The sequence below is a fragment of the Vibrio sp. 811 genome (assembly GCF_033339195.1).
In genome coordinates, this window is record NZ_JAWOUB010000013.1 from 1 (window position 1) to 26,260 (window position 26,260).

The 26,260-nt window shown below is 43.8% G+C and carries 19 protein-coding genes and 1 pseudogene; 11 read left to right on the forward strand and 9 right to left on the reverse strand.

Translation table 11 applies throughout. The annotated features are described in order from the left end of the window. From R7Q46_RS17395 to R7Q46_RS17410, 4 genes are all read left to right on the forward strand, one after another. On the forward strand, nt 1-4,007 hold a 4,007-nt coding region (locus R7Q46_RS17395), incomplete at its 5' end, for a BapA/Bap/LapF family large adhesin (protein WP_318077658.1). Further along, complete coding sequence (locus R7Q46_RS17400) at nt 3,994-5,280, forward strand: TolC family protein (protein WP_206954701.1); 1,287 nt, start codon at nt 3,994-3,996, stop codon at nt 5,278-5,280. The genes R7Q46_RS17395 and R7Q46_RS17400, both read left to right, overlap by 14 nt. Next, nucleotides 5,277-7,403: a type I secretion system permease/ATPase gene (locus R7Q46_RS17405; protein WP_017633495.1), complete on the forward strand. Its 2,127-nt coding sequence runs from the start codon at nt 5,277-5,279 to the stop codon at nt 7,401-7,403. Before R7Q46_RS17400 ends, R7Q46_RS17405 begins: the two co-directional genes overlap by 4 nt. Next, complete coding sequence (locus R7Q46_RS17410; protein WP_154204499.1) at nt 7,382-8,539, forward strand: HlyD family efflux transporter periplasmic adaptor subunit; 1,158 nt, start codon at nt 7,382-7,384, stop codon at nt 8,537-8,539. Before R7Q46_RS17405 ends, R7Q46_RS17410 begins: the two co-directional genes overlap by 22 nt. A gap of 646 nt (nt 8,540-9,185) precedes the next feature. Here R7Q46_RS17410 and R7Q46_RS17415 read toward each other — a convergent pair. The 4 genes from R7Q46_RS17415 to R7Q46_RS17430 form a co-directional block, all read right to left on the reverse strand. Continuing rightward, the gene (locus tag R7Q46_RS17415) at nt 9,186-9,644 is read right to left on the reverse strand and encodes a hypothetical protein (RefSeq protein ID WP_033906198.1); all 459 of its coding nucleotides are present in this window, start codon (nt 9,642-9,644) and stop codon (nt 9,186-9,188) included. Nucleotides 9,645-9,838: 194 nt separating this feature from the next. Then, entirely contained in the window at nt 9,839-10,717 is an 879-nt protein-coding gene (locus R7Q46_RS17420; protein WP_180208720.1) for an alpha/beta hydrolase, read from the reverse strand. A 31-nt stretch (nt 10,718-10,748) separates the two neighbouring features. Beyond that, entirely contained in the window at nt 10,749-12,692 is a 1,944-nt protein-coding gene (locus tag R7Q46_RS17425) for a TonB-dependent receptor domain-containing protein (RefSeq protein WP_262603061.1), read from the reverse strand. A 151-nt stretch (nt 12,693-12,843) separates the two neighbouring features. Continuing rightward, nucleotides 12,844-13,797, reverse strand: coding sequence for a LysR family transcriptional regulator (locus tag R7Q46_RS17430; RefSeq protein ID WP_017819843.1), 954 nt, complete (start codon nt 13,795-13,797; stop codon nt 12,844-12,846). Nucleotides 13,798-14,092: 295 nt separating this feature from the next. Here R7Q46_RS17430 and R7Q46_RS17435 point away from each other — a divergent pair, with 295 nt between their 5' ends. Continuing rightward, complete coding sequence (locus tag R7Q46_RS17435; protein ID WP_176311000.1) at nt 14,093-15,004, forward strand: alpha/beta hydrolase; 912 nt, start codon at nt 14,093-14,095, stop codon at nt 15,002-15,004. A gap of 277 nt (nt 15,005-15,281) precedes the next feature. On the opposite strand, the gene R7Q46_RS17440 is transcribed toward R7Q46_RS17435, so the two are convergent. Together R7Q46_RS17440 and R7Q46_RS17445 are read right to left on the reverse strand one after the other, a co-directional pair. Continuing rightward, nucleotides 15,282-15,908: a LysE/ArgO family amino acid transporter gene (locus R7Q46_RS17440; RefSeq protein ID WP_025768444.1), complete on the reverse strand. Its 627-nt coding sequence runs from the start codon at nt 15,906-15,908 to the stop codon at nt 15,282-15,284. Between the two features lies 1 nt (nt 15,909). Then, nucleotides 15,910-16,614, reverse strand: a complete 705-nt coding sequence (locus R7Q46_RS17445; RefSeq protein WP_025768445.1) for a B3/4 domain-containing protein — start codon at nt 16,612-16,614, stop codon at nt 15,910-15,912. A gap of 45 nt (nt 16,615-16,659) precedes the next feature. Between R7Q46_RS17445 and R7Q46_RS17450 the strand changes: the two genes are divergently transcribed. The 6 genes and pseudogenes from R7Q46_RS17450 to R7Q46_RS17475 all read left to right on the forward strand — a co-directional run bounded on the left by R7Q46_RS17450 (nt 16,660) and on the right by R7Q46_RS17475 (nt 22,653). After that, nucleotides 16,660-17,262: a helix-turn-helix domain-containing protein gene (locus R7Q46_RS17450; protein WP_025768446.1), complete on the forward strand. Its 603-nt coding sequence runs from the start codon at nt 16,660-16,662 to the stop codon at nt 17,260-17,262. Between the two features lie 471 nt (nt 17,263-17,733). After that, nucleotides 17,734-18,777, forward strand: a pseudogene (locus R7Q46_RS17455) (bifunctional aspartate transaminase/aspartate 4-decarboxylase); the annotation flags it as partial. Between the two features lie 125 nt (nt 18,778-18,902). Further along, nucleotides 18,903-19,760: a pyridoxal kinase PdxY gene (gene pdxY / locus R7Q46_RS17460; protein ID WP_213871888.1), complete on the forward strand. Its 858-nt coding sequence runs from the start codon at nt 18,903-18,905 to the stop codon at nt 19,758-19,760. A 226-nt stretch (nt 19,761-19,986) separates the two neighbouring features. After that, nucleotides 19,987-21,156, forward strand: a complete 1,170-nt coding sequence (locus R7Q46_RS17465) for a patatin-like phospholipase family protein (RefSeq protein ID WP_213871887.1) — start codon at nt 19,987-19,989, stop codon at nt 21,154-21,156. A gap of 17 nt (nt 21,157-21,173) precedes the next feature. Continuing rightward, on the forward strand, nt 21,174-21,602 hold the full coding sequence (locus R7Q46_RS17470; RefSeq protein WP_032801931.1) for a hypothetical protein: 429 nt from the start codon (nt 21,174-21,176) through the stop codon (nt 21,600-21,602). 142 nt (nt 21,603-21,744) lie between these two features. Continuing rightward, nucleotides 21,745-22,653, forward strand: a complete 909-nt coding sequence (locus R7Q46_RS17475) for a LysR family transcriptional regulator (RefSeq protein ID WP_017821360.1) — start codon at nt 21,745-21,747, stop codon at nt 22,651-22,653. Between the two features lie 286 nt (nt 22,654-22,939). On the opposite strand, the gene R7Q46_RS17480 is transcribed toward R7Q46_RS17475, so the two are convergent. The 3 genes from R7Q46_RS17480 to R7Q46_RS17490 are packed head-to-tail and all read right to left on the reverse strand — an operon-like array spanning nt 22,940 to nt 26,257. Further along, on the reverse strand, nt 22,940-24,091 hold the full coding sequence (locus R7Q46_RS17480; protein WP_213871886.1) for an ABC transporter permease: 1,152 nt from the start codon (nt 24,089-24,091) through the stop codon (nt 22,940-22,942). Then, nucleotides 24,088-25,254 carry an ABC transporter permease gene (locus tag R7Q46_RS17485; protein ID WP_213871885.1) on the reverse strand — a complete coding sequence of 389 codons (1,167 nt, stop codon included), beginning with the start codon at nt 25,252-25,254 and terminating at the stop codon, nt 24,088-24,090. Before R7Q46_RS17485 ends, R7Q46_RS17480 begins: the two co-directional genes overlap by 4 nt. Nucleotides 25,255-25,276: 22 nt before the next feature. Continuing rightward, a complete protein-coding gene (locus R7Q46_RS17490) occupies nt 25,277-26,257 on the reverse strand; it encodes an HlyD family secretion protein (RefSeq protein ID WP_005377122.1) in 981 nt (326 codons plus the stop codon). Nucleotides 26,258-26,260: the final 3 nt, after the last annotated feature.

The following is a 26,260-nucleotide window of genomic DNA, read 5'->3' on the forward strand; positions in this document are numbered from 1 at the left end:
TTAATGGGGTTGATTATCCAGCAACCAATAACGGTGATGGCACCTGGACCTTGGCGGACAATACGTTAGCGTCGCTAGCTGACAACAGCTACACCGTTACGGTAACAGCAACCGATGAGGCGGGGAACCAGGGGGTAGCCTCTGGTACATTAGTTATCGACACTACCGGACCAAGTAATGGTGATGGGAGTAATTCGATCGCGTTTAATGACGGTGGTGATGAGTTGTTAAGTGAGACTGAATCGGTTTCAGTATCTTTATCGGGACAAGTAGAGGTTGGAGCAACCATAGATTCGATTCTAGTCAGTGACGGTAATACCAATATCTCTATTCCTACAACGAATATTACCGTAGACGGCTCGGGCGTAGTTACCGTCAATAACCTTAACTTATCCGGTTTGAGTGATGGTTTGATTACAGTCTTCATGGAAGTGACAGATGCAGTGGGGAACACTGGCACAGTTACTGATACCACCATTTTAGATACATCTGTCAGTGGTGGTGTAATTGGTGAACCGATAGTTAGCTTTGATAGCATCACCACTGACTCTGGTACTGGTGGTGATTTTATCACAAGTGATACAACGTTAGTGTTGACCGGTACCATCAACACTAGTGAAGCTACACTACTTACTGTTAATGTGTCAGGAACAATATATACCGAAGGTACCGACCCAGAGCTAACTATAGACGGTAGTGGTAACTGGGTGCTTGATCTTTCAAATGCTACTCTATCTTTAGGAACACATTCAGTTATAGCCACCGTCACTGATGAAGCCGGGAATAGTGAAAGTAGCCTTGCTCAAGATATTGTAATTCAATCGATTGATGCAGTCGAAGATACTAGCTCTCTAGATATGGGAGATCCTACCGTAACAGTATCTCCTGCTCAAACGACTCAAGATGTCCAAGTGGTTGGGGTGGCAGAAAGCACTGGAGGCACAGACGCAAGCTCTGCGTTTACAGTGTCTGTAGATCATGTTGGTGAAGTAGCGATTGAGGTCTCGCAAAAGAGCTTGGTTGCTGTGGCCGATGCATACAAAGTTGAGGTGTACAATTCAAACAATGAGCTAGTGTATGCAAGTGTTAGTGCTAATTCTCAATTGGCTGATGTTGGTGGTTTAGATGTGTTTAATGTTACAGGTGATGAAACTGTTTCATTCACTGTGGATGGACTAGCGGCAGGAGATTATACGGTCGTTGTACGCAATGATGAGAGTAAGTTGGAAGAATTGCTCGATAGCGATGGCAATGGTGATGTTAATCTAACCGAGCTTGGTAATGCTGGAGTAGTATTGGGGCCAGATAACCAGGATTCTGTTTTAAATACTGTTGAAGGAACTCTCGGAGTAGTTCTAGGCCCTCCAGTGCGAGGAATTCTGGAGTCTGCGCTGGACACCACGACCGAAATTGGGGCGGGTGAACTTGTAGACGTTTTGACTTTAGGTCTAGACGGGCTTGGCTTGACAGGTAGTTTAGATATCGTGCTGAGCGCTGTTGCTGATGCATTACTCAGTAATACGTTAACAGTGTTACAAGGCACCGATATTACGACGACAGTCACTGAGTACATTTATAACGGAGAAACTGAGGCGCAAGGCAATGTTATTACGGGTAATAGCAATGGAGAGGGAGCAGACGCCGTTATAGCAGGATCTTTGATCACGGAAGTTGAGAGCTCAACTGGTGAGAGCCTTATCGTCAATGCGTCAGGTGTTACTACTATAGAAGGACAATTTGGCACATTGGATATTGAATCTGATGGTAGCTATCGCTATGTTGCCAATGGTGATAGAGCCTCTGTCGGGCAAAATGAAATCTTTACCTACACTTTATCGGATGGCGAAACATCGGATACAGCAACGCTGACGATTGCGATCTCTGGGACAGATTTTACTGCTGCATCCGCTCAATCAGATTCAGTAGATATGGCATTAGGTGTACAAACCAGCCAAGTAAGTGAGCCTGTGACAGACAGCGATACGCAAGTTCTTGGGCTGTTAGAAGGTGCATCGAGCGATACAACACTATCAAGTATAAGCACGACGAATAACGCAAGCAGTATTTCAAGCACTCCTATTATTGTAGGCAGCGGCTTCAATGGAGAAGTTGTTGTAGAAGTGAACCAAGAAGCTTTAGTGGCCGTTGCAGATGCGTATGTTGTTGAGGTTGTTGATGCCCAGGGTCAAGTCGTTAGACAAGCAATGTCACCAGACAATCCTCTTGTAGGTGACGTTGCAGGACTGACTGTTTTAGGGGTGACTGGTGATGATACTCTCGTGGCTAACTTCTCGGGGTTACCGGCTGGCGAATATTCGGTTGTAGTTCGTAACGATGAAAGTGAGCTGGCAAATCTGTTTGATACGAGTGGTGATAATAATGTATCTCTAACGGAATTGGGCTCAGGTGGTGTGGTTTTGGGCGCAGAAAATCAAGAAGTGCTCCTAGACGCAATTGAATCCGCTTTAAATGGTAACGTTTTGGGTTCTGCAGGTGGATTGGGAGTTGGAAGTGCAGTGCGCACATTTATTCTTGAACCATTACTGGCCAGTGCTGACAGTATTGGCGCGGGTGATTTAGTCGACACCTTAACGACCGGATTGAATGCCATTGGTTTAGCTAGTGTTGTGGATGAGGTGTTGGATATAGTTGCGGACACTTTATTAAGTAATACCTTAACACTACTACAACGAACTGATGTGACGTCTACCCTCACTGAGTATCAGTTTGAAGGCAGTACAACGGTTAGTGGCAACGTGATCCAGGGGGGGAATGCTGGTGAAGTAGCTGACTCGCTCACGAATGGTGGTGTGGTAACCCAAGTGACTAATAGCGACGGTGATATAGTTACAGTTCTTGGAAGCAGCACATCGGGTGTCGTACTGAGTGGTCAGTATGGTGAGCTTACCGTTTATGAAGACGGAAATTACACTTATGTGGCTAACGGAGCACGTGCTGGCTTAGGTGATAGTGATAGTTTCACTTATACCATCTCAGATGGATTTAGCAGTTCGAGTGCAGAGCTAACCTTCAACCTTTCAGGTCAAGGAACTGCTTCAGATACGGCTATTGCGGGCCTTCACTATGATTACGTTTCAGTTGTTGAACCAGAGATAACTGACGCGCTAAATGTTAGTTGGCTTGTATCATTAGGCGGCTCCCAGTCTGATACATACAGTGTCGAGGTGGCAGCGAACACCACTCAGGATTTGCGATTTACTTTAGATAGCAATGAATTACTTGGTCTTGGCAGTAACGTTACATTGACACTGGCACAAGATGTAGGGGGCGTGATGACTGAAGTAGAAAGCTTCTCTGATGATGCATTATTGTCGTTAGTCAGTGGGAATAGTGGGCAGGTGATATTTGATGGACTGGCGGAAGGCAGTTATGAAGTTACATTAACAGTCAACGTTCCTGTGGGAGTTGCGGGTTCCTTGGGCGCTAACTTGACATCTATTACGCACTATATGGATCAATATACGGTGGATGAGGTTTCTGTTGCGGAAGGGAACTTATTTGATAATGATGTTCAGTTTGGTACAGATTATAGTCTGTCTGTTTCTGGCGACGGATTGAATTTCGAAACTATTGCTACCAATACCACTCTAGTAGGGCAATACGGATCTCTAAATGTTGATGCGCAGGGTAATTACAGCTATACACCGGATAGCAATTTAGCCGTCTTTGGTGGAATCCTCAATGACTCATTCACTTATGAAGTGGCATACCCCGATGGAACGGTGGAACGAACTCAACTAAATGTCTTTGTAAAGGCAACGGGAGAAGGCGTTCCTGAGTCAGTCACGACTATGATGGAAGCAATGCTCTCGTATACCGCTGAAGAGAGTTCTGACCTCACCTTAATGGAGTCATCTGATGGGCAAGTTGAGCCATTAGCGAGCAGTGACTCAGGTAGCATCGTGATAGATGGAGTCATGTTTAGTAATGCAGGTTCAATTACGCCACCATTAACGAGCGAAGAGGAGAGTAATGTCGGTTACTAAATCTACTATCAGAGCGTCGTTGTTATTGATGAGTTTAGCCTGTAGTAGTAGTAGTTGGTCGGCCTCTTCAATAGAGGCCCCTTCTCTACGGCAACTGGTTATTCAAGGTTTATCTTTGAACCCGAGAGTTAGGGCGATTGAAGCAGAAGTAGAGCAAGCCGATATGAGAGTTGACCTGAGTGAAGGAGGTTATTGGCCAACACTGGATGTGTCCGCGGGACCTGCCGATGGTGTAAAAGGGGATCTCGCTTACAACATAAATGCCAGTTACACCCTTTATGATTGGGGGGCTTTGGATAGTGAAGTGAGTAGCATGAATGCCCGAGCGCGAGAAAAGATGCATTACTTAAGGCAGGTTCGATCCGAGGTAGGGTTAGAAATCATTGAAGCTTACTTTGATAGCAAAATGGAATTACAGCGAAAGAGACTGATACTTGACCACCAGAGCCATCTTGAGAATATAGAGAAAATGGCCAATGTGCGTAGCGGCGGTGGATACAGTGATCGTTCTGAGGTCAATCGAGTCCGTCAAGCTATATACTATAGTGAGCAACAGTGGCAACAAGCTTTGAGCGATGAGCGTCAGGCAAAGCTTCGTTTGGAATTACTGATCCAAAGGCCAGTCAATCGCTTACCTACACTGCCGAACTTTTCTCAAATTCAACAGAACGTACTACCGAGAAAGGAAGATGAATCGACACTCATTAAACAATCACCACAATATATGCAAGCTGTCGAGAAAGTGGAAGTTGCAAAAAATGATGCGAGTCAAGCTAAAGCAGAACAATTGCCGAAACTTGTGCTTGATGCCTACTCTCAGCGTAGAAAAGTGGGAGGTGATTTACTGGAAGATTCTGCTATCGCTGTCAATGTTAGAGCCAGTCTAAAGCAAGGCCCTGCGAGCTTTGACTTAGATGATGTTGAACATTTGCGAGCCGAAGCTGCGAAATGGGATGTGCAATTTACCCAACTCGATATGGCACGAAACATGGGAATACAGCGCGAAACGATGGCGACGCTCGAAAAACAAGAAGGCGCCATTATCAATCAGCTTGATGCAGCAACGAATTTGGTATTAGCGTATCAAGACCAATTTCGGGCTGGTCTAACCACTGTTCAAGAATTGTTGAACGTCGAGCGCGAACGTTTTGAGTTAGCTAATCAACATTTGAATGTTTCTATAGAGCTACTAAGAATTCCATACCGAATTCGAGCTGAGTTAGGCGTGTTGGATTCTTATTTTGCTCCAGAAAGTTATGGGGGTGAATATTGAATCAGACGCAGAGTAAAGACCCACTTAGAGAGGCGCTCGTTAATTATTGTGCATTGATTGGCAAGCCAATTCGCTACAATGTCATTGGTGAAGGTCTACCATTGAAAGACGGGAAATTTTCAATTGAGCTGATTAATAGGGCTTTAGATTCCCACGGAATTTCTTCCGTAATCTTGGAAAAGTCATTAGGAAAGCTGAATAATCAACACTTGCCAGCCCTTCTGCTAACCGAAGACAATGATGGTATTATTCTGCTTAAAGTGAGCGATGAGCAATTCACTACCTATTGTCCTATAACAAAAGGACAAAGAGTTGTTCCTCGTGTTGATATTGAAAGTCGGTATTCCGGTTTCGTTGTTATTGCAAGCGTTTCATATAAATCTGATGACCGTGCAGAGGGGTATGCGGAGCCTTATGAAAAACATTGGTTGAAGTCCCAACTCTTAAAGTGTTGGCCAACCTATATCGATGTTGGTATAGCTTCCTTGTTCGCTAATATTCTGGCTATCGGGACCTCACTGTTTGCGCTACAAGTATACGATAGGGTGGTGCCTAGTGATGCATTCGATACCCTGTTTATATTGACGTCTGGGGTCGTTATTGCAATCGTTTTTGACTTCCTACTACGTATTTTACGCGCCTATTTACTAGATGTGACGGGTAAAAAGCTTGACCTTGAACTCTCATCTCGTTTGTTTTGTCAAGTGTTGCACATGCGCTTAAAAGCCAAACCTCAATCCGTCGGAGCGTTTTCAAGTCAATTAAAAGAGTTCGAAACTATTCGCGAGTTTTTTACTTCATCGACAGCGGCGACTATCAGTGACTTCCCTTTCATTTTCCTTTTCTTGTTAGTGATCTGGTATCTCGGTGGTGCTGTGGTTTGGGTTCCAGTGCTTGCTATAGTATTTATGCTGTTGCCCAGCCTACTTATGCAGGGGAAATTAGCACGGTTATCTAGAGAGGGGTTAAAAGAAGGAGCTATTAAACATGGGCTTATGATTGAAGTGATAGAGAACCTTGAAACAGTCAAAGCTACCAACGCTACTTCGCGCAACCTTTTCCTTTGGGAGCTTCTGACAAAAAAACAAGCAGCTGACAGCATTGATTTAAAAAGCTTGTCTAACAAACTCAGCTATGGTGCGTCAATGGTTCAGCAATTGGGATTCATTTTTGTCGTTGTTGTTGGGGTCCACCAGATTAGTGCGAGCGAAATGACCATTGGTGCTTTGATAGCCTGTACCATGCTCACGTCTCGTGCGATTGCACCAGTTAACCAAATTACAGGCGTATTGGTACGCTGGCAACATGTGAAAGTGGCTCTAGAAGGGCTCGACCAAATTATGCAGGCTCCTGTGGAGCGCCCTTGTGGACGCCAATTTGCAGAAAAGTCTAAGTTAAATGGTGATTATCAGTTAGAAAATGTATGTTTGACGTATGGAGAAGAAGGACAAAAAGCACTCTCTATAGAAAAGCTCAAAATTAAAGCAGGAACCCACACGATTTTGCTAGGAGGTAACGGTGCGGGAAAATCAAGCCTCTTACGTGTACTTGCTGGATTAGAAGATATTGATAGTGGTCACTTGTTGATTGACGATATTTCTATGACCCAGCTTGATCCTAGTGACCGACAACGAGACATTGGTTATCTACCACAAGACTCTGCGCTTTTTTACGGTACTTTGCGCGAGAATCTACTTATCGGTGGTGACAGACATTCCGACGACGTCATTTTTGAGGTGCTCGACAATATTGGTTTGGGGTCTGCTGTTCGCGCGCATCCTCTCGGATTAGATATGCCAATTTTAGGAAACCGAAGTTTATCTGGAGGACAACGACAAGCCGTCGCATTAGCTCGCCTCATACTGCAAAACCCAAGAATTGTTTTATTGGATGAACCTACATCAGCGTTTGATCAAAGTAATGAAGAAAAAGTGATTAGGTTTATGAGTACGTGGCTAAAAGGTAAAACCTTAGTGATGTCTACACATAAACGCAGCATGCTCAGTCTTGGCAGTCAAGGTATCGTTCTAAGCAATGGTAGCGTCGCGATGCAAGGTGATTTTGATAAAATATTAGGCATTCAGCAACCAAAGGTGAAAGCATGGGTTCGTCCAGCAAACTGATAGGAGGCGAGCGCATTCTTTCGGCTCGACCTGCATTGTGGTTATGTTCTCTGATTGTTGCCGTTTTTATCCTCTGGGCAGCTTTTTCAGAAATTGACGAGGTAACCCGAGGTGAAGGAAAAATTATCCCTTCTAGTCGTTTACAGAAAATTCAGAGCCTTGAAGGCGGTATTGTACAAAATTTACTCGTAAAAGAAGGGCAGTTGGTCAACGAAGGCGATATTCTGATACATATGGATAAAACTCGCTTTCAAGCTGCTTATCGAGAAGGGCGGAGTCAAGTTTCTTCATTACTCGCGTCAATCACTAGGTTAGAAGCAGAAGTCAAAAATAAGCCTTCATTGACCTTCTCTGATCAGGCGCGTATTGATAACAAAGATTTAGCCTTTGAGCGAGCACTGTTCGAAACTAGGCGAAATAGTAAGAAAGAGAAGATTTCAGGCTTAAAACGCAGAATAATGATTGTAGAAGATCAACTAGCTATCTTAAGGCCAATGGTTAAATCGGCATCAGTCAGTAAAATGGAAGCGTTACGCTTAGAGAAAGAATTGGAAGATCTTAAAGGTCAAATAGTAGAAGTAAACAATAGCTATATGCAGGACGCTTACACGGAATTGACACAGAAAAAAGCGGAGCTTAATGTTCTTAACGAAGCCTTGGTACAGCGGCAAGATCAATTACTGAGAACAGAAATAGTTTCACCAGTAAAAGGTATGGTTAATGATATTGTCATCACGACAAAAGGAGGTGTTGTCCAGCCAGGTGAGCCGATAATGTATGTGCTGCCTATTGATGAGCAGTTGTTAGTCGAAGCTAAAATTGCACCAGAGGATATCGCGTTTCTTGCCCCCGGTATGCCAGCAAAGGTAAAAATTACGGCCTATGACTTCTCTATTTATGGTGACTTAGAAGGAGAGGTTATTCAAATTAGTCCCGATACTATCGAGGAAGAGACGTCTCAAGGAAAAGTTTATTTCTATCAAATTCTCGTTAAGACCGAGACTAACTTTCTCGAGAAGGAGGGCAAGCAGTATCCAATTCGCCCAGGAATGATTGCCCAGGTCGATGTATTAGGAGGGAAGAAAACGGTTCTTAATTATTTACTCAACCCGCTACTCAAGGCTAAATTAAATTAAATGACAGGCATTATTTTAGCAAACGACAAAGGTAGTTAGTTTTCCCGTTACCTACCTAATTCAACTAAATATGACCAAGTACCCAAATGATCGCTATGTGTGATGCTCTAGATTAAAGTTTATACAGAAGCTTTACTACGATACTCCAAAGATCTATGTGGCTTGTATTCCTTAACGAATAGATGAATTTTTTGAGCTCAATTGAAAAGGTGATGGTTGGAACGGTAACACTCTATCGAATCAACGGACTTAAAGCGAGACATACTTCATCGAGCATCAAAAAAGAGTCGCTACCCTGGCGACTCCTTGTAAGTTACACAACGCTTACTTATTCAGCATTATTTTATTGGTGCATCCGCTCTTTCTCATGAGCTTTGAAGAGTTGCAACACTCAAAACTAAAGGGTAGAGCCAATATATGGCAGTGACTGTGAGTAGAAAATACTTAGGATCTGTTTTAACCCACTTAGAAAGAACATAGATAATGACCGACGACAAAACATCAAAAAGATGAGGCTCTCTGATGTTAAACATACTGCTCACAGTAATTAGAGTGATCGATATGAGCCCATATATAAATCGTTCTTTCTTTCCTTTTAACAGAGTAAAGTACAGGGTAATGTATGATGTTACTGCCATCATCCAAATTAAATATGGCAACTGCTACACGCTCCACCTACTGAGACACCTAGAGCACCTCCTCCAAATTGACCAGCCCCAATCAATGGGCCTAATGCACCACCAAGGGCCCCTGAGAACGCTCCAATGACCATGGGTCTAAGGCCTGCACTAGGGTTCGAAGCTACAACTCCCATTCCACCCAAGATTGCTCCACCAATAGCACTCGGTATCCAAACGGCTAAAGGGGCACTTCTTTGATTTACATTTGTTTTTTTACCACCATAATCTCGAACCACAACGATGCCTCGCTCTTCTTTACTAACTACAGAGCCTCCAGAGTTTGCAACAACCAGTCTACCAGTAGTGATTAGGTACCCGTTAGGATAAACAATATGGGTTGAGTCTTTTGGACTAACAACTTCAACTGGGCTTGATGATAGATTAACAAATGTGATCTGAGCACCTTTTTGATGCGTATGACACACTTTTGGACATAAGTTCGTTAGAATACATACCCCAAAGTAGCCATAGATTTATTCAACCCTGCCTGAAAATGAGCAGCCGCTCCCGTTAATCAGAATGATAAATGTCCAATAGAGATACATGAAAAAGCCAACTGTAATCACAGTTGGCTCAGTATTCCCCCTTGAACTTTTAAGCCTTATATTGACTAGAGCTGTTAGTTCGGAAAGTGTTTATTTAAGAAGTCCAAAACATGAGTAACGTACTTCTCGGTATCAAAGACAGGTGCACTGTGTCCTACACCTTCTTCAATGAAAAGTTGGTTGGTAACTCCATGCTCATCAAGCTTAGCCTTAAGTATCTCACTTTGAGATAGAGGCACTCGCTTATCCAAGGTGCCGTGTAACTGTATATATGGTGGAGTATTTTCATTCACATAACTCGTCGTTGATGCTTTCTTGGCAAGCTTTGGAATATTGTTTGGAATATCTCCTAAGAAACGGGATACAGACGATTTTTTGCTGGTTTTCTTGCCACCTTTATTACTTAACTCAAGTAAATCGGTAGGGCCAAAAAAGCTCACTACGGCTGAGACCTTGTACTTTGGTGGCTCATAGAAATCTACTTGGTGGTATGCCGAGTTAGTCGCACCAATAAAGCCAGCGAGGTGCCCACCAGCAGAGCGTCCCATTATCACAACATTGTCCGCTTTAATACCGAGCTTTTCAGCATTGTCGTACAAATAGTTCAGTGCATCATTAATGTCTTGTACTGGTTGAGGAAAGATCGCTTCTCCACTTAAACGATAATCAACTGAAGCTAGCGCATAACCTTCATTCAACACAGACTGAAGTAATAATGGGTTCTTTTCTGGGATGGCGTCTTTGCTCCCACGTTTCCATGCACCACCATGTACCCAGACTAATAACGGGTACTGAGTATTTGATTCAACCGAAGGAGCATAAAGATCGAGTTTAATCTCTCTTTCACCTACAGTTTTGAACAAGATATCCTTCTCTACATTGAACTCCCCAGCCAAACAGATAAAGGGCATAAGTAGAACAGAGGTCATCGCAGACTTAATTTTCGTATTCATTGTTTTGTTATTCGCTTAAAAAGTGAGTAGATTAGAAAGTCGCTTCAGCAGCTAACCAGTAGCGTCGGCCATCTTCAATGTAGCCAAACTCTTCCTCTGTGGTTTGATCATCGAACAAGTTATAAACCGCTGCCATTAACTTCACACTCTTAGTTACACGCCAGTTCACACCGAGATCCACGTAAGTAATAGAAGGTGCCAAAGTTCTTGTGCTATCACTAGTGATGTTGTTTTTGTCTTTGCCTTGATAGTTTATTCGGGCCCATGAAGCAACATCATCACGCACTGCCCAATCACCATTAAGTGAGAAGATATGTTCAGGTGCTTGTACGAGAGGCAAGCCATCATCATCGTCATTAGTGTTCTTTTCACTACGAGTATACGAGTAGGTCGCACTTAGTGTAATTGACTCTGTAATACCCTTAGATACGGAACTTTCTGCACCATAGCTGATCGCATCATCAATGTTGACGTAAGTGCGGTCGCAACTTCTGCTATCAGTACAAGTCGGATCGACAAACTCACTTTCGATCTTGTCTTTGAAGTCGCTGTAAAACAAAGTAATGTTTGCAGAAAGGTCTCGCTCATTAACGTAATACAGTCCCATCTCTGTATTGATGGAGGTTTCTGCTGTTAAGTCTGGATTACCGTAAATAGAACAACGTCCTCTACAGCTCTCTTGAACCCACTCTTCGTCCATTTGTGTCAAACTAGGTGCTCGATAACCCGTAGACACACCACCTTTTAGCGTCCAACTAGGGTCAATAGACCAGACCCCGTAAGCTCTTGGGCTAAATTGCCCGTCAAAGATCTCATTGTCGTCGTAACGTAAACCAAGGGTGAGAGCGAATGTATCCGTGAGATACCACTCGTCCTCAGCAAATACTGCCCATTGCTTGTTTTTAGAGGTCAATGACAGTTTATTATCAGTCAGATCCTTTTGCTCGAAAGATGCGCCCAGTGTTAAGTAGTGAGCATTAAGAGGCAGACCCCATTGCGTATTAATTTGACTATTCTCGACTTCTTTATCTGCACCGATATTTTTTACTGTTTCATTACTGATAAATGAAGAACTTGTACCCCAAGAGTAGTTTCCGTCGTGGCTAAAACCAATAGATTGGCGTTCATATTCTCGTACTGCAACTTGAGACTCTCGCTCCACTGATTTACCTAGAGTGGTCTCTCGCTCTTGGTTATGATTAGTGAACTCCAGAGTAAAAGTGTCATCCGAGGTAGGTGTGAGGTACAAAGAAGCTCGATAGTTGTCGAGTGTCTTACCTGCATAACCACCTTCAATTTCATCTTCTTTTCTTTCCTGATACAGTCCAGTCAAAGAAGTACTCAACAGACCATCAATGACAGGGCCAGCAAGGTAAAGCTGCCCTTGATAGCTATTGCCAGATTTTGAATTTTCTTGAAGCGTCGTTTCTGCACGCAAGCTTCCGTGCCACTCTTGATAATTTTTACGCGTAATAATATTAATAACACCTCCCAAAGCATCAGACCCATAAAGGGTTGACATAGGGCCACGTACAACTTCAATACGTTCAATTGCACTCAACGGGGGAAGCCAGTCTTGTTCAGTAAACGTACTACCATTAGTTTGAGTTTCTCGACCAGACTGCTTCCTGCCATCAACAAGAATGGCCGTATATTGAGCAGGCATACCTCGAATTGAGATATCTTGGCCATCACCACCTCCTGTAACGGTTACCCCAGGTATATCACTTAAAGCATCAGTCAAATCTTTATATGAGCGATTTTCAAGTTGCTCTCGGGTGAGAACACTTATTGTTGCTGGCGCTTCTGTGACATTCTGTTCGTAACCAGAGGCTGTAACCACTACGGTTTCCATTGCTGTTGTATTGATACCAGTCTCAGGTAACTGGTCATTTGCAACAACGACCATAGGTACAGTAATACAAGCAGAAACAACTGATGTAGAAAATAGAGAGTATGTGAAAAGAGGCTTCATATTGAATAGGCTTAAAATGTAATTGCATTTAATAATTATTATCAATTAAACCTGATTATCATAATCACTGACAAGTTAATCACTATCGAGAAAAGAGAATATCACTATCCAATATACGAATAGTTAACCACGAATTACCCGATATAAGCATTTAAGCTAAAGTATCGGTTCCAACATAGAGCTGTTTAAAGATCTCTCGTACCCATTCACACATAGGATCATCGTTAAAGCGTTTGTGCCAATATAGGAAGACTTCTTGAAAGTCCAACTGTAGCTCGGCAGGTACTTCTCGAACGATCAAGCGAGGGTCTTGACAAGCTGCCTCTGCAAAAGGTGTCGGTAGATGAAATATAATCTCAGTCTCCGCAGCGATACTTGGAGCAGAACTAAAGTTATTCAGTTGCACTGGCGCTGATAAACGCTTTTTTTTGTTCGCTAACCCTAGCTCTTGGTATTTATGCTCAAACGACAATCGCTTCTCACCCTGCAAAGAGACTTGTCCAAAGTCAAATTCGGCCAAACGCTCTGGAGTTAGCTCTAAATCGGCCAGTGGATGATAGCGGCTCATAAGCAAACGGAAAGTACGCTTAGCAACAACCATTCGATAGATATTTTGCTCAGAGCTTGGCGGTTGATGAGAGGAAAGTGCGAAATGAACATCTCCAGCCACCAACGCATCAAAATGACGTTTTGGTGCTGAGTCCAAACTGACCTTAAGGTTTGGAGCCTCTTGCCGAATCTTAGCGATAACCTTAGGCATTAAGGTATTAATCTGAGGAAGAAGGCCGTAAACCTTAACGGTGCTTGATACAGTGCTCGGATCAAACGAGTCTCTATGGGCAAGTTTTTCTAAACTGGTAATCACATTATTGATGTCTTGCCTTACTGACTCTGCTTTTGGAGTCAGTTCATAGCCGTATTTCTTGCGCACCAGTAATTCGTCATTAAAGAAAACTCTCATTTTTTGCAGTGCTCGACTTACCGCAGACTGGCTCATATTTAAAGCCATAGCGGTGTTAGATACATGCTTCTCTTCGAGCAAGTGCTTTAAAACAAAGAGCAAATTCAGATCAATTTGAGATAAGTTCACGTCAATACCACCCATCAAGCTTCCAGTAGGTGGTATAGTACATAAATCTCTAGAGTTTGAGGTAAGTATTTTCGATACTACAAGGCACTATTGAAACACAATTCTGGTAACAGGACTGTCTCCGTGCTAACACGAAAAGGGGCAGAGTCGTGTTTGCCGAGATTGGCTTCAGAACGTCCTTGGACAACAACGCTGGTTGAGCTTTAGGTCACCACTCCATTCAGAATCTTAAAGGCAAAATGAACTTTACCGATTCGCGGTGCTCAAAAGGTGAATATTTTAACTTTTATATTAATTTTAAGGGGTTGAAATGGGCCTGATTCGGATAATTCTAGTAATACCGCTACTTATTGTTGGCGTCGCCAAAGCGTCTTCTACTATCCATAGTATCGAGCGGCAAGATGGCTCATCGTTAATTTATTACCTCACCAAAACGGCGGAAAATCCGAGTAATACCTTGTTGGTTATCATGCAAGGCTCTGATTGCAATAGCGTCTCCCACAGCACGACGATTAATAACCTATTTTCTCAAACGGCGCCAGAGGCTGATTTACTCACGGTAGAGAAATACGGGCTAAACCAAGCGATCAGGTGGAATCCCGATGGCGATAGCCCTGATTGCCCGACAGCGTACATTCAAAAGGATTCACCGACACAGCGCACGGCAGACTACCGACAAGTGATCGAAAGACTTGAGAGTAATTATGAGCACATTATTGTACTTGGCGGGAGTGAAGGGGCCGTAGTTGCCGCCATGGTCGCGTCACAAGTTCCATCGGTTGATAGCTTAGTGTCTTTGAACGCTGGTGGGCGCTTCTTCGTTGATGATGTTCTCTATAATATGGAGCAAACTATGCCATCGGAAGCCTTGATAGATGCAAAAAATGGTTTCTTGGGTTTTCAGCAAGCCGTGGTAAGCGCTGAAACAATGGACATCAATATGAGCTCCCATGGTTTTGCTTGGTGGAAAGAGATGCTGACGTTAGACCAAAGGACGATACTTGAACGGGTCAGTGCCGACATTCTCATTTTGCAGTCGGAGCGAGACATTAACGTTTCACCTGATCAGGCGAAACGACAAGCAGAGCAACTGATGCAGTCGCGTTCGAACGTGTCGTTTGTGTTACTCGCTGGTTTGGATCACGCTTTTCAAAACCAGCGAGGAGAAAGTGAGATACCAGCCGTTATCAAACAGATTCGAGCATGGTTAGAACGAACTTAGTTAGCACAGGAAGAAAAAGAAATGGGGTAAGGTCTTGCGTTTTGCCACACATTACTTTTGCATATCAAAACTAGCTGACTATCGGAAACGTAATCGAAGTGCAACAAGCTTTGGTGCGAGTTGAACTAGCCAGAGGTAGCTAGCTCGAAGCTGGACAGAAATGATTTAGAGCATTTACTTAAATTAGCAAAATGCGAATAACTTCTGGTATGGAAAATCTGTGTCCAATCTGGCAGGAGCAGTTTAGTTATTGGAAATGCAGCTTTATCGAGACGTTCTATATGTATTGGCTTAATAGAGGTGTTGCGAGCTTCAATGCAATACCAAACATGATGCATGAAATCGCAGAATCTAAAATTCTCCATGTTCTTGGCTTACTAAAAAGTGGGATCAACTTGTTAGCCAAATACACTAATCCATAAAACCAGATCCCTGATGCAATCAGTGCCCCTATAACAAACAATAGTTTTTCATCAGGTTCCATTTGAGCAGTCACACCACCAAGGATCACCACCGTATCCAGATAGACATGTGGATTTAAAAAAGTGATAGCCATCGCCATTAAAACGACTTTTAACCAACTCTGGGCAATGTCCGAATTTTCCAACTCTAGGTGACTTGAACCATTCCATGCTGATTTTGCAGATTGGTAGCCATACCAGAAAAGAAATACTACGCCGCCAAGAGTCAAAAGGTCTTTCCATAATGGTGCTTTATAGAGCAGTGTCCCTACACCAAGTACACCAGTACTGATCAGTAGAATGTCTCCAAGAAAGCAGATAGTGGCAACGGACAGTGCGTATTGCTTTTTTAATCCGCACTTTAATAGAAACGCATTTTGGCTACCGATTGCGACAATCAAACTTCCAGAAACAACGGCACCCGTTAACAAAGTATTTATCACATCAAACCTCAATGGATTTTGAAGCAAACACCAACGATTGCTCTATCACTGAATCAGGCATGATCACTTGCAAGTGTTTAATCATTTCTTGCCCCGCCTCCTGCAAGTGTTCTAGTGGCATTTCAGGCAAGCTTTCTAGAATAAACCACATGTTACGTGTGTCAGATTCAATTCGGGTTCTGACACCCTGCCTCCAGTTCCAACGACGACAAGTAACGCCTACTTCATCGCGCCAAATTACTTCCCCAACATCAGGGTTTTCAATTGAAGCCTCACCATTTTTCATGGTGTCAAAGGATTCAGAGCCATCTGCGATAGTGAGTGTTGGCGTTCCTTGATAACTGTCCATATCTTCACCACCTACGGGTATGGCGTATCGAATACTGATGGCATTATAAATATCCACAATAGGGTCAATGCTCTGCATTCCTCCATCTTTCAATACTCGTTTTCGCAGTGCAGCAGCCGAGCAAGGGGTTCGATTTGGTTTAGCGCCAAATTGACGAAAAACGTCTCCCCACGCATTGATGTGTGATTCTGCCCATGGATAGTCGTTCTCAATGACGGAAGTACATGCTTCTTGCAGAACCCGTTTTGCATACTCTTGGCTCTGAACTTCCGTTCCTTTAACGGATATGCTCAATGCTTTGAACTCTGGTGCAATCTGGGAAATTCGAGCATCGATTGACGGCACTATAACAACCATTAGATAATTCCTTCAGTGATTCATTTTCATGCAAGATACATTACAATGACCAAAAAAGTCAATATATCGACCGATAGTGGCACTGATGCTGATTTCATTAATCAAGCGGTAGCCGCAAGGATCAAGGAACATCGAAAAAGGCTCAAGTTGTCACTGGATGCCCTGTCAAAAAGAGCAGGGATAAGTAAAGGCATGTTAGTAGAAGTAGAGAAAGGGGCAGCTAACCCTAGCATTTCGACGTTGTGTAAACTGTCTGCTGCCCTTGGGATTTCGGTTGCCGATATTGTGAATGTTGCGAGTAACCCAACAGTCAACATCATTGATAAAGAGGACATTCCAACGCTTTGGACTGGCGAGCACGGTGGTAGCGCAAAACTTCTGGCGGGAACAAGCGGCCCAGATATGATTGAGTTGTGGCGCTGGAATATGAAACCATCAGAAGTTTTTGAATCAGCAGGTCATCCACAAGGCACGTTTGAACTTTTTCATGTTGAGTCTGGAATACTCACTTTGAATATTGATGGGAAAGCCATAGAACTGCATGAAGGTCAGTCCGCTATAGCTAAAACGGATGTCCCTCACAGCTACTCAAACCAAGCAGATTCGGATTTAGTTTTCACTATGAGCGTTGCTGAGTTACATCGATAAGCCCACTCATTTAGAGGCGAGTTCAAATAAGATTTATTAAGGCAAAGCCATACTCACAATAGATGGATTAGTACTAGCCCCAAGTAACAATGGGGCAAAAATGTTTTAGGAATGACAGAGTATCGATTGCGGTCGCGGCCATTTTAGTCTGATACCCTATTACCCAGTATGAATCTTTATTACTCTTCACACCATCTGCCATCCAATTTCCTCAGCTATTAACTACCACTGTCGTATATTTAACTATTGCTTTTTAAATCAAATGCTTACCTTGGTTGTGTCATTGGGCCCAACAATTTCCTGTTTATGAAATTATATCGTGGCAACCTTTCTGCTATGAATCATTTGTATAAATTAGATGAAAGTGCACAGTAATAGCTTCTTATGTGCAATAATTTTTTTGCATATATTGAATTTGATTTTTTAACCAAAATGTATCAGCGAAATGTGCAAAATTTATGTCTTGTAAAAACGTTCCAAACTATGTTCAACAACGGTCTATTAAAGAAAGGTGACAAGGTTGCGCTAATCACTCCAATCTTTACGCCGTACCTAGAGATCCCAGAGCTTAGTGAATACGAACTGGAAATCGTTGAGCTACGTCTGGATGAGACAACATGGCAACTGCCTATGTCTGAAATCGAAAAACTTGCAGATACAGGCATCAAACTGCTTTGTGTCGTGAACCCAGCAAACCCAGCGTCGGTGAAGTTCTCGGACGAAACTCTGGATAACCTATCAAACTTCGTAAACAACGAACGTAGCGACCTGTTCATTGTGACTGACGATGTATACGGCACATTTGCGGACGACTTTGTCTCACTGTTCGCGAAATTGCCATACAACACGCTTTGTGTTTACTCGTTCTCTAAGTACTTCGGTGCAACAGGCTGGCGTTTAGGCTCGATTGCGATTCAACACAACAACGTGTTTGACGATGCAATGCGCAGCCTTCCTGAAGCGCGTCAACTTGAGTTGGACGATCGTTACAAAACGCTGACTCCGGAACCTCGTGAGATTAAGTTTATTGACCGTATCGTAGCAGACAGCCGCAGCGTAGCGCTTAACCACACAGCAGGTTTGTCTCTTCCTCAACAAGTTCAAATGGCGTTGTTCTCATTGAACTGCTTGATGGACTCAGAACAAAACTACAAAGAAGCATGTAAACGCATCATCCGCGAGCGTTACAAAACTCTGTACAAAAACATGGGTGTAGAAATTGAAGAAAACAAAGATCGTGTGGACTACTACACACTGCTTGAGCTCGACACTTTGGGCGGCAAATTGTACGGAACAGCCTTCGTTGAATGGTTCAAAGCGAGCGAGAAGGGCAAAGACTTCCTGTTCCGCCTTGCACATGAAACCGGCGTTATCCTACTTCCAGGCCAAGGCTTCGATGTAGTGCACGCATCAGTTCGAGTTTCATTAGCAAACCTTACTCACCACGAATACGAGCTTATCGGTCGTGCAACACGCAAAGTGTTGGATGAGTACTTTGCTGAGTTCCAAGGCTAATTAATCCAGCCTGATTAAGAATAAGCCTCGGCGTTGTCGAGGCTATTCCGACCAAATAAGCACAGTGCGCGGTATTGTGTTTATTTAGTCGCCAAGCTAACAAACTTCCCTATTAAGAGTGACTTATGAAAAGCGTTATTTCTATTCAATCTCATGTGGTTTATGGCCACGCAGGAAACAGTTCTGCAGTCTTCCCAATGCAGAGAATGGGGCTTGAAGTCTGGCCAATTCACACGGTTCAGTTCTCAAATCATACGCAATACCAACAAGGCTGGACGGGACAACGATTCGGCTCTGACGATATTCGTTCATTAATGCGCGGTTTGGACAATATTGAAAAGCTCAGTGAATGCGGTGCGGTACTATCCGGTTATCAAGGCAGCGCAGAGCAATGCCGCGCCGTTGCTGAAGCCGTCAGTTTAGTTAAATCGCGTAACCACAGCGCACTTTACGTGTGCGACCCAGTGATGGGTGATCCAGATAAAGGCTGCATTGTAGAGGATGGCGTCAAAGAAGCGATCAGCCATAGTTTGTTGCCCATCGCTGATGTGATTGTTCCAAACCAGTTTGAGCTGAGTGAGCTAACGGGCGTGAAAATTGACTCCCTTTATGATGCGGTCACTGCATGCAAAAAAGCCCTAGAGCTGGGACCAAAGATGGTATTGGTGAAACACCTGCATGCGCTAACAGATGATGCCTTCAGTATGATCTTAGCGACACCGAAAGCGTGTTATTTAGCTCAGCGTCCAAGTATTGATTTTGACCAGCAACCCGTGGGCGTTGGGGATTTGATTTCTGCAATTTTCACTTCTTGTTTGGTGAAGAAGATGTCTCCTGTCGCAGCATTTCGTCATGCTCACAATGCGGTTTATGGCGTATTAGAGATCACCAAAGGCTATGGCACATGGGAACTGCAGACGATCAACGGCCAATATGAATTTGTCGAACCCACTCATGAGTTCAATGTCGTGAAAATCGCCTAGTACTAAGGCGCAGATGGATGCGTACAGTGACGACTAGAAGCTAGGCACGACGTTATGATCTCTGTGCGTTATTGCATTGATGGATAGCGTCCTGCATCTGCGATTACAGCGTTTTGAGGCGTTTAGCTATAGTACCTCCACACAACGAAACGGACTTCATTTTGATCCATTTAACTTCAAACTGAGTCTCTGGTCATACGCCAGAGAACATTAAATGAGACTGACTATGAATCGTTTAATTTCCTCTGGTGTAACGATAGCACTCTCGCTTTTGATAGCGGCTTGCAGTTCACCTCATACGCTGGATGTCCGCGTTTCTCCAAGCAACTATAAAGACGTTGAAATCGCAAATTCAACACCGAAAGAACCGCTTCGAATGTGGGCCAATGAAGCGCCTGATTTCCTTTATTCGGCACACAATCAAACCACACCAATCAAAGTAGAAGGTGAACAGCTCAATATTTTGGCCTTATCGGGTGGAGGCGTAAACGGCGCGTACGGTGCTGGCGTTTTGATGGGCTTACAGGAAAAGGGTGAGCTGAAAGACTACGCCATCATTACGGGTATCAGCGCGGGTGCGTTAATTGCGCCATTTGTTTTCATCGGTGGTGATGCAATGCCAAAGATGAAAGAGGTCATGCTCAACATCAACGACAAAAGCGTTCTGGGTAAAAAGAACTTTTTAAACACACTGTTTAAGGATGCGTTTACTGATGGCGAGAACCTTTATGACTTCATTGCGGATGCTTACCCTGAGCCAATGATTGAGGCGATGGCACAGCAACATCGCAATGGTAAACGCCTCTTTATCGGCAGTACCCATTTTGATTCAGGTGAATTAGTAATTTGGAACATCGGCGCGATTGCGAACAGCGACTTAGCGGACAAATCAGAATTGATCTACAAAGTGCTTGCCGCAAGTGCATCGATCCCAGGTGTTTTCCCTCCACAATTTATCGATGTTGAACATGATGGGGAGACACTTGAAGAGTTACACGTAGATGGTGGTCTCGCAGCGCAGGTGTTCTTTAATCCGTCTAACTTCGACTATCAACAAATCTCAGAGGCTCTGGGGTTAGAAAAAGTGCCTCAGCTGGATGTGATTCGCAATGGTGCTTTGAAAGCACCGTACCGACCACTAAAAGACAAAGGTTTGGACTTGGTATCGAAAAGCGTCTCAAGCCTTACGTTAGCGCAAACTCGTGGTGATCTGTATCGAATGAAATACATCAGTGAAATCAACGATATTGAGATGCAGTTTACTTACATCGACCAAGACTTCGGATACGCCAAAGTGACGAAAGACATGTTCGACCAACATTACTTGCTGACGATTTACGAATATGGATTCAAAAAAGCTACCCAAGGACAACTTTGGGTGACTGAACTCCCTTAATACAGGAAAACAACACAATGAAAAAAGCCGTTCTAACGTTAATGATGCTCACTGCTTCTGCGACTGCATTTGCACAAAGTGGTGCTCACCTTGACCAGCAAAAAGTCGACAGCGACATGCAGCAACTGTCTGCCATTAAAGAAGAAGGTGCAGCCTTTATCATGATTGATGAGAACTCGAGTTACGTAGCAGTCGAGTACGTGGGTAAGTGGGAAGAGATCAACAACTATGTCTCACACAAAGAAGCAAAGCAACGCAAATTGGAAAAAGTGAACAAGCAGTTTGTGTATTCGCAAACAGGTGAAACGCTAGCGTCATTAGAACAGAAGATCGTTGACCACATTCAAGCTGACCAACCTAAGTATTTTAGTGTGGATGTTTACCGCGATTATCATGGTGACTCGGGTGAATTTAACTATTTGGCTCGCGTTGTTGAGTACAACTAAGATGGAAGAAACCTACTGACTTTAGTAGGTTTTTTTATGTCGTCGAGAAGGAATTCAAACGCAGCTTGTTACCGTTACCGAGTAGCAATTCTACTATCTTGTGATAATTTAATTAGATAACTCTAAAAAGTAAGCACAACCTATGAATTTTAGTTTTGAACAACTTCTCGCGTTCGTAACCGTTTATGAACAGCTTTCGTTTAGTAAGGCGGCGGTCAAACTCAATAAGCACCGAACCACAATAGGGCAGGTGATTACCAATCTTGAAGATCAACTGGCGGTCAACCTGTTTGAGCGAGTGGGGCGCTCGGTAGAACCGACAGAAGATGGTCATCTTCTTTACCACTATGCTAAGCAAACCATCGAACAAGCACGTACTTTCGATAAAGTCGCATTAAGTCTGGCTTACGGTGGGTTAGAGAATGTTAGTATCGCCTATTCAAGCGCTATACCACACCGTTTTCTTGTATTGCTTCGTATTCAATTAGCAGCAGATTTTCCGATGATGCGAGTTAACTTTCTTGTTCGTAATCGCAACGAAATTAAAGAGGGTTTACAGAATGGTGAGTATCAATTCGGTATTGTCAATGTGCATGATAGTCGAGCAATACATAGTCTGGATGCGACGTTTTTAGGTCATTTTGAATTTGTTCCTTTCGTCCAGAAAGGCGGTGAACTCGCTTCTGTGGCACCAGATCGAGTATTGACAGCCTTGAGGAATAGTAAACAATTTGTACTGCGTTCTCTTATTGAAGAGGGAATGGGCGAAAAAGTCATCGTAAGTTCGAACCATGAAGAGGTCGACCAATTGGCCCTAGTCGTGAAAATGGTTGAAGCAGGTTTAGGATGGGCGATTCTCCCCAGAACGTTTGCCCATTCGGAGTTTTCTAATAATCATATAGAGCCAGTGGAAGCTTCTGAATTATTGGAAGGTTTTAAGTTTGGTTTTGGCCTATGGTGCCAACCCTCTAAGCAAGTCGGTGATGTAAAAAATTCAATCATGAAGGTCGTTACAGAATACCGAGAGAAAATAATCCGCGATATGACTTAGCGGCGACATGTATCTTGCTCATCCCTATCAACAACAAGACTCAATGTGAGTCTTGTTTTTTTGTGTCTGAAAAACGTTATCTTTCTAGCGAAGACTAATGTCTATTGGAAGGATATGACCCTCTATATGAGAGTATGGAATCCATACTTTTTGGCTTAATCTAATCTCGCTCAATGGGTAAGCCCAGAGCAAAAAGTGTTTTTACCATATGTCCGCTGCAAGGACGCAGATTTTCAGCCGGGTTTAGTTACCCGGCTTTTTTTATAGTAATAGAAAATGTCAGCTGTCACCCCAAGCTCTCTGTTACAACAGGCTTGTTACTTTGCTTAGCAATCCAGTACGCAACGCTACCCCAAAGCACAGTGAGTGCCCAAAGTGCCGTCCAATGTAGAGCGACTTGTTGCCAGGTTGCCCCCATTTGGTTTAGCGCTAAGAAAGCTTTGATCGCCCAAGTGCTTGGGCTTAAATCAGAAATCCATAGTAAAGGAGTAGGTATGGCTTCAATCGGCCAAATAAAACCAGCCAAGAAAATGAGCGGCATAGAGCTCACTAGGACGACTAAGGTGACAAGTTCACGCCGAGGTAATAAGTAACCTAGCCAGAAGCCTAGTCCGCAACAACCTAAAAAGAACGGTAACAACATAGCCAGCAATTCGCCCGCGTTGGCGATATGGTTTACGTTTAAGCGTTCGAAGCTAAAACCAAAATAATAGGCGCCGAGTAAATAATAAATTGCCACAAATACTAACGTTCTCACAAGCAGCAGCGATCCCGTTGATACTTGTGACCAATAGCCACGACCATGACGCTGTGTTCCCGTTTGCAATCCAACCGCCATGATCAACGTTTGTTGTAAAATCAGAACAAATACTGCCGGCACTACGTATTCGATGTAACCCATGGTTGGGTTGAACGTCGGTTTCATGTTAAGCTTAATAGCTGAGTAATTATGGCTAGCCATACTCATGGGCACACCATCTATCACCATTTTACTGACTTTCACTTGGGCCCCTAATGTGCCTCCCGCTTGGGCCAATCCTTCTACCACGGTTCCGTACACGAGAAAATACGAGGCGTCCGCAGCGTAGGCCAGAGTCGGGCTTTTACCTAGCATTAGGTCTTTGTAAAAGTGTTCCGGTATGACTAAAAAACCGGTGATCTCTCGTTGTAAAAATGCTTGCTTTGCATCGGCAATCGTATGAAGTCGAGTGACTACGTTGACTTGTGGGGTGGCATCAACCATACGTTCCAGCTTTAAACTCGTCTGACTACCATCTAGATTAACAATCGCGATTGGTTGTTCACGAGGCGTTTGTTGTGCATAAGGCAAAGGGTATAAAAACGAGTAAAATACGACACCACCAAACACGGTCAACGTAACGACTGGATTGGTTAGAACGGCCTTAAGTTCCGCTTTAATCAGTTGCCACAATGTCATACCGCCTCCTTCGCTTGGCGTGTTGATGAAGCTGTTCGATGTTTACCCATCAAGGCTGCGGTAATGAGCAGGGGCACAACGTAACCAATCATAGGCCATAGCGAGCTTAAAGATTGTGCGGCCGATGCTCCATAGCTTGCTTGACTCACTTGTACTTCAATGTAATGGGTAATCGGCAATAATGAACGCCATGCATAAGCGAGCGTGTTCATGTCAGAAACTGGGAATGTAATTCCCATGAACGCGAAGCTTGGAGCCGTAAATGCGCCAGCAAAACTCATCGCACGTGCAGGATCCATCGACAAGAAGAAGAACAACGCTCCCATAATGATACAGGCGATAACCGTCGCCAATTGTGCTAATAGCATAACCACAAAACTGCCTTCCATTGGCCAATCAAGCACGGAATAAAACCAGTACAAGAACAACGCACCTTGCGCCATAAAGACCGGAATGTACCGACTTAATAAGGTAGTGAGCCTGGCGTATGGCTTTTCGCCCAAAAATGCAAAGCCATTCTTTCCACCATAAATGCGAAAGTGCGCGGCAAGAATCAAAATAGTGCTTACTACAATACATATTTGCCAAATGGCTGGCACGATAGCCGTTACCAAAAATTGTGCGTAGTTATTGTTACGGTTAAATAATGCGGTTATTTGTGTCGACACGGGTACAGCCTGCCCAGCCGCCGCTAACGTTGTGGTGTTACCCTTAGCCAAGTTGCTCATTACTTCAACCTGAGCATCGAAATAGCCTTGTGCTTGCGTAACGGCAGAGTTGATCAATTTCGCTACCAAAATGTACTGACTGTTGTAAAAGACAGAAAGTTGAGGTTGGCGGTGTTGGAGAATATCTTGGTCGAACTTAGATGGGATGACCGCGTAAGCGTAGATATCGCCTTCAATCATCGCATTTTTTGCTTCGCTTGCACTGGTGTAGTGATAATTAACAGCCAGACTCGACGACGCATCCAAAGATTGAATGAGCTTTCGAGAAAGTTGGGAATGTTGTAGATCAACCACACCGATTGGCAGATCCCGGGCAATGCCCGCAGAGAACACTCCCCAAATCATCATCGCGAGCAAAATCGGTATCCAAGTAAGGCACGAAAGCAACCACTTGTCTCGTCGTAAGATATGCCGCTGTGAAATCTTAATCGTCATAGCATTAACCTAGTGGTTGTGATTAAAGTTCAACGACAACACTCATTCCCATACGCAGTTCAGGTTCGGGTTGAGCTGGACGAGCTTCTACTTCAAAGGTACGAAGATCAAAACCTTGAGAGGCATCGGTTGCTCTCCACGTTGCAAAGTCACCCATAACGGCAACATGCGTTACTTTGAACTCAACATTTTTATTTAAGGCAGGCAAATAGGCATCAAAGGTTGCTCCTTTTTTAAAGTGTTGAAGGTAATCTTCACGCACATTCAGTGTCGCCCAGGCATCTTCTGTATCTATTACAGTAACTACTGGGAAGCCCTGAGGTGCTAATTCACCACTTTGAAGCAGAACTTGAGAGACTTCGCCGTCGAACCAGCTGTAGATCTGAGTATCTTTCGCGTACGCTTCTACTTCGGCTACGGCACCTGATGCCATGCGCGCTTTTTCCGCCGCAGCCACTTTGGTTTCACTTCTAGCGCCTTCTTTTGCCATTTCATACATTTGAAACGCAGCACTTTCTGTGTATTTCGCTGCTTGCCATTGAGTTAAAGCTTCATCGCGTTTTTGTTCTGCAACCACGCCATCGTTATAAAGGTTATTCACACGATTGTAGGTTTTTTCCATTAAATTCGCAGCGGCTTTGGCTTTCATCCACTGATCTTTTGCTGCTTGGATTTGTTGCTCACGTGCGCCTTTCTCAGCTTCTTGAGCTAAGGCGTCCGCCGCTTTTTCACCTGCTTTTGCTTGTTCTAACTTCGCTTCAATTTCAGGACTATGAAGGGTAAAAATAAGCTGACCTTTCTCTACATCGTCGCCTTTACGTACCATGACCTCATCAATACGCCCTGGAACTTTTGAGGAAATACTGTATTGCTGGGCTTCAATTAATCCCTGTAAGCGGATCGGTTCCGGTTGATAGGCTTGGTAAAATTGATACCCAACCCAAGAGGCAACACCCAAAGCACAAAGTGAGAGTAAAACGGGTTTTAGTGATTTAGCTGCCATGAT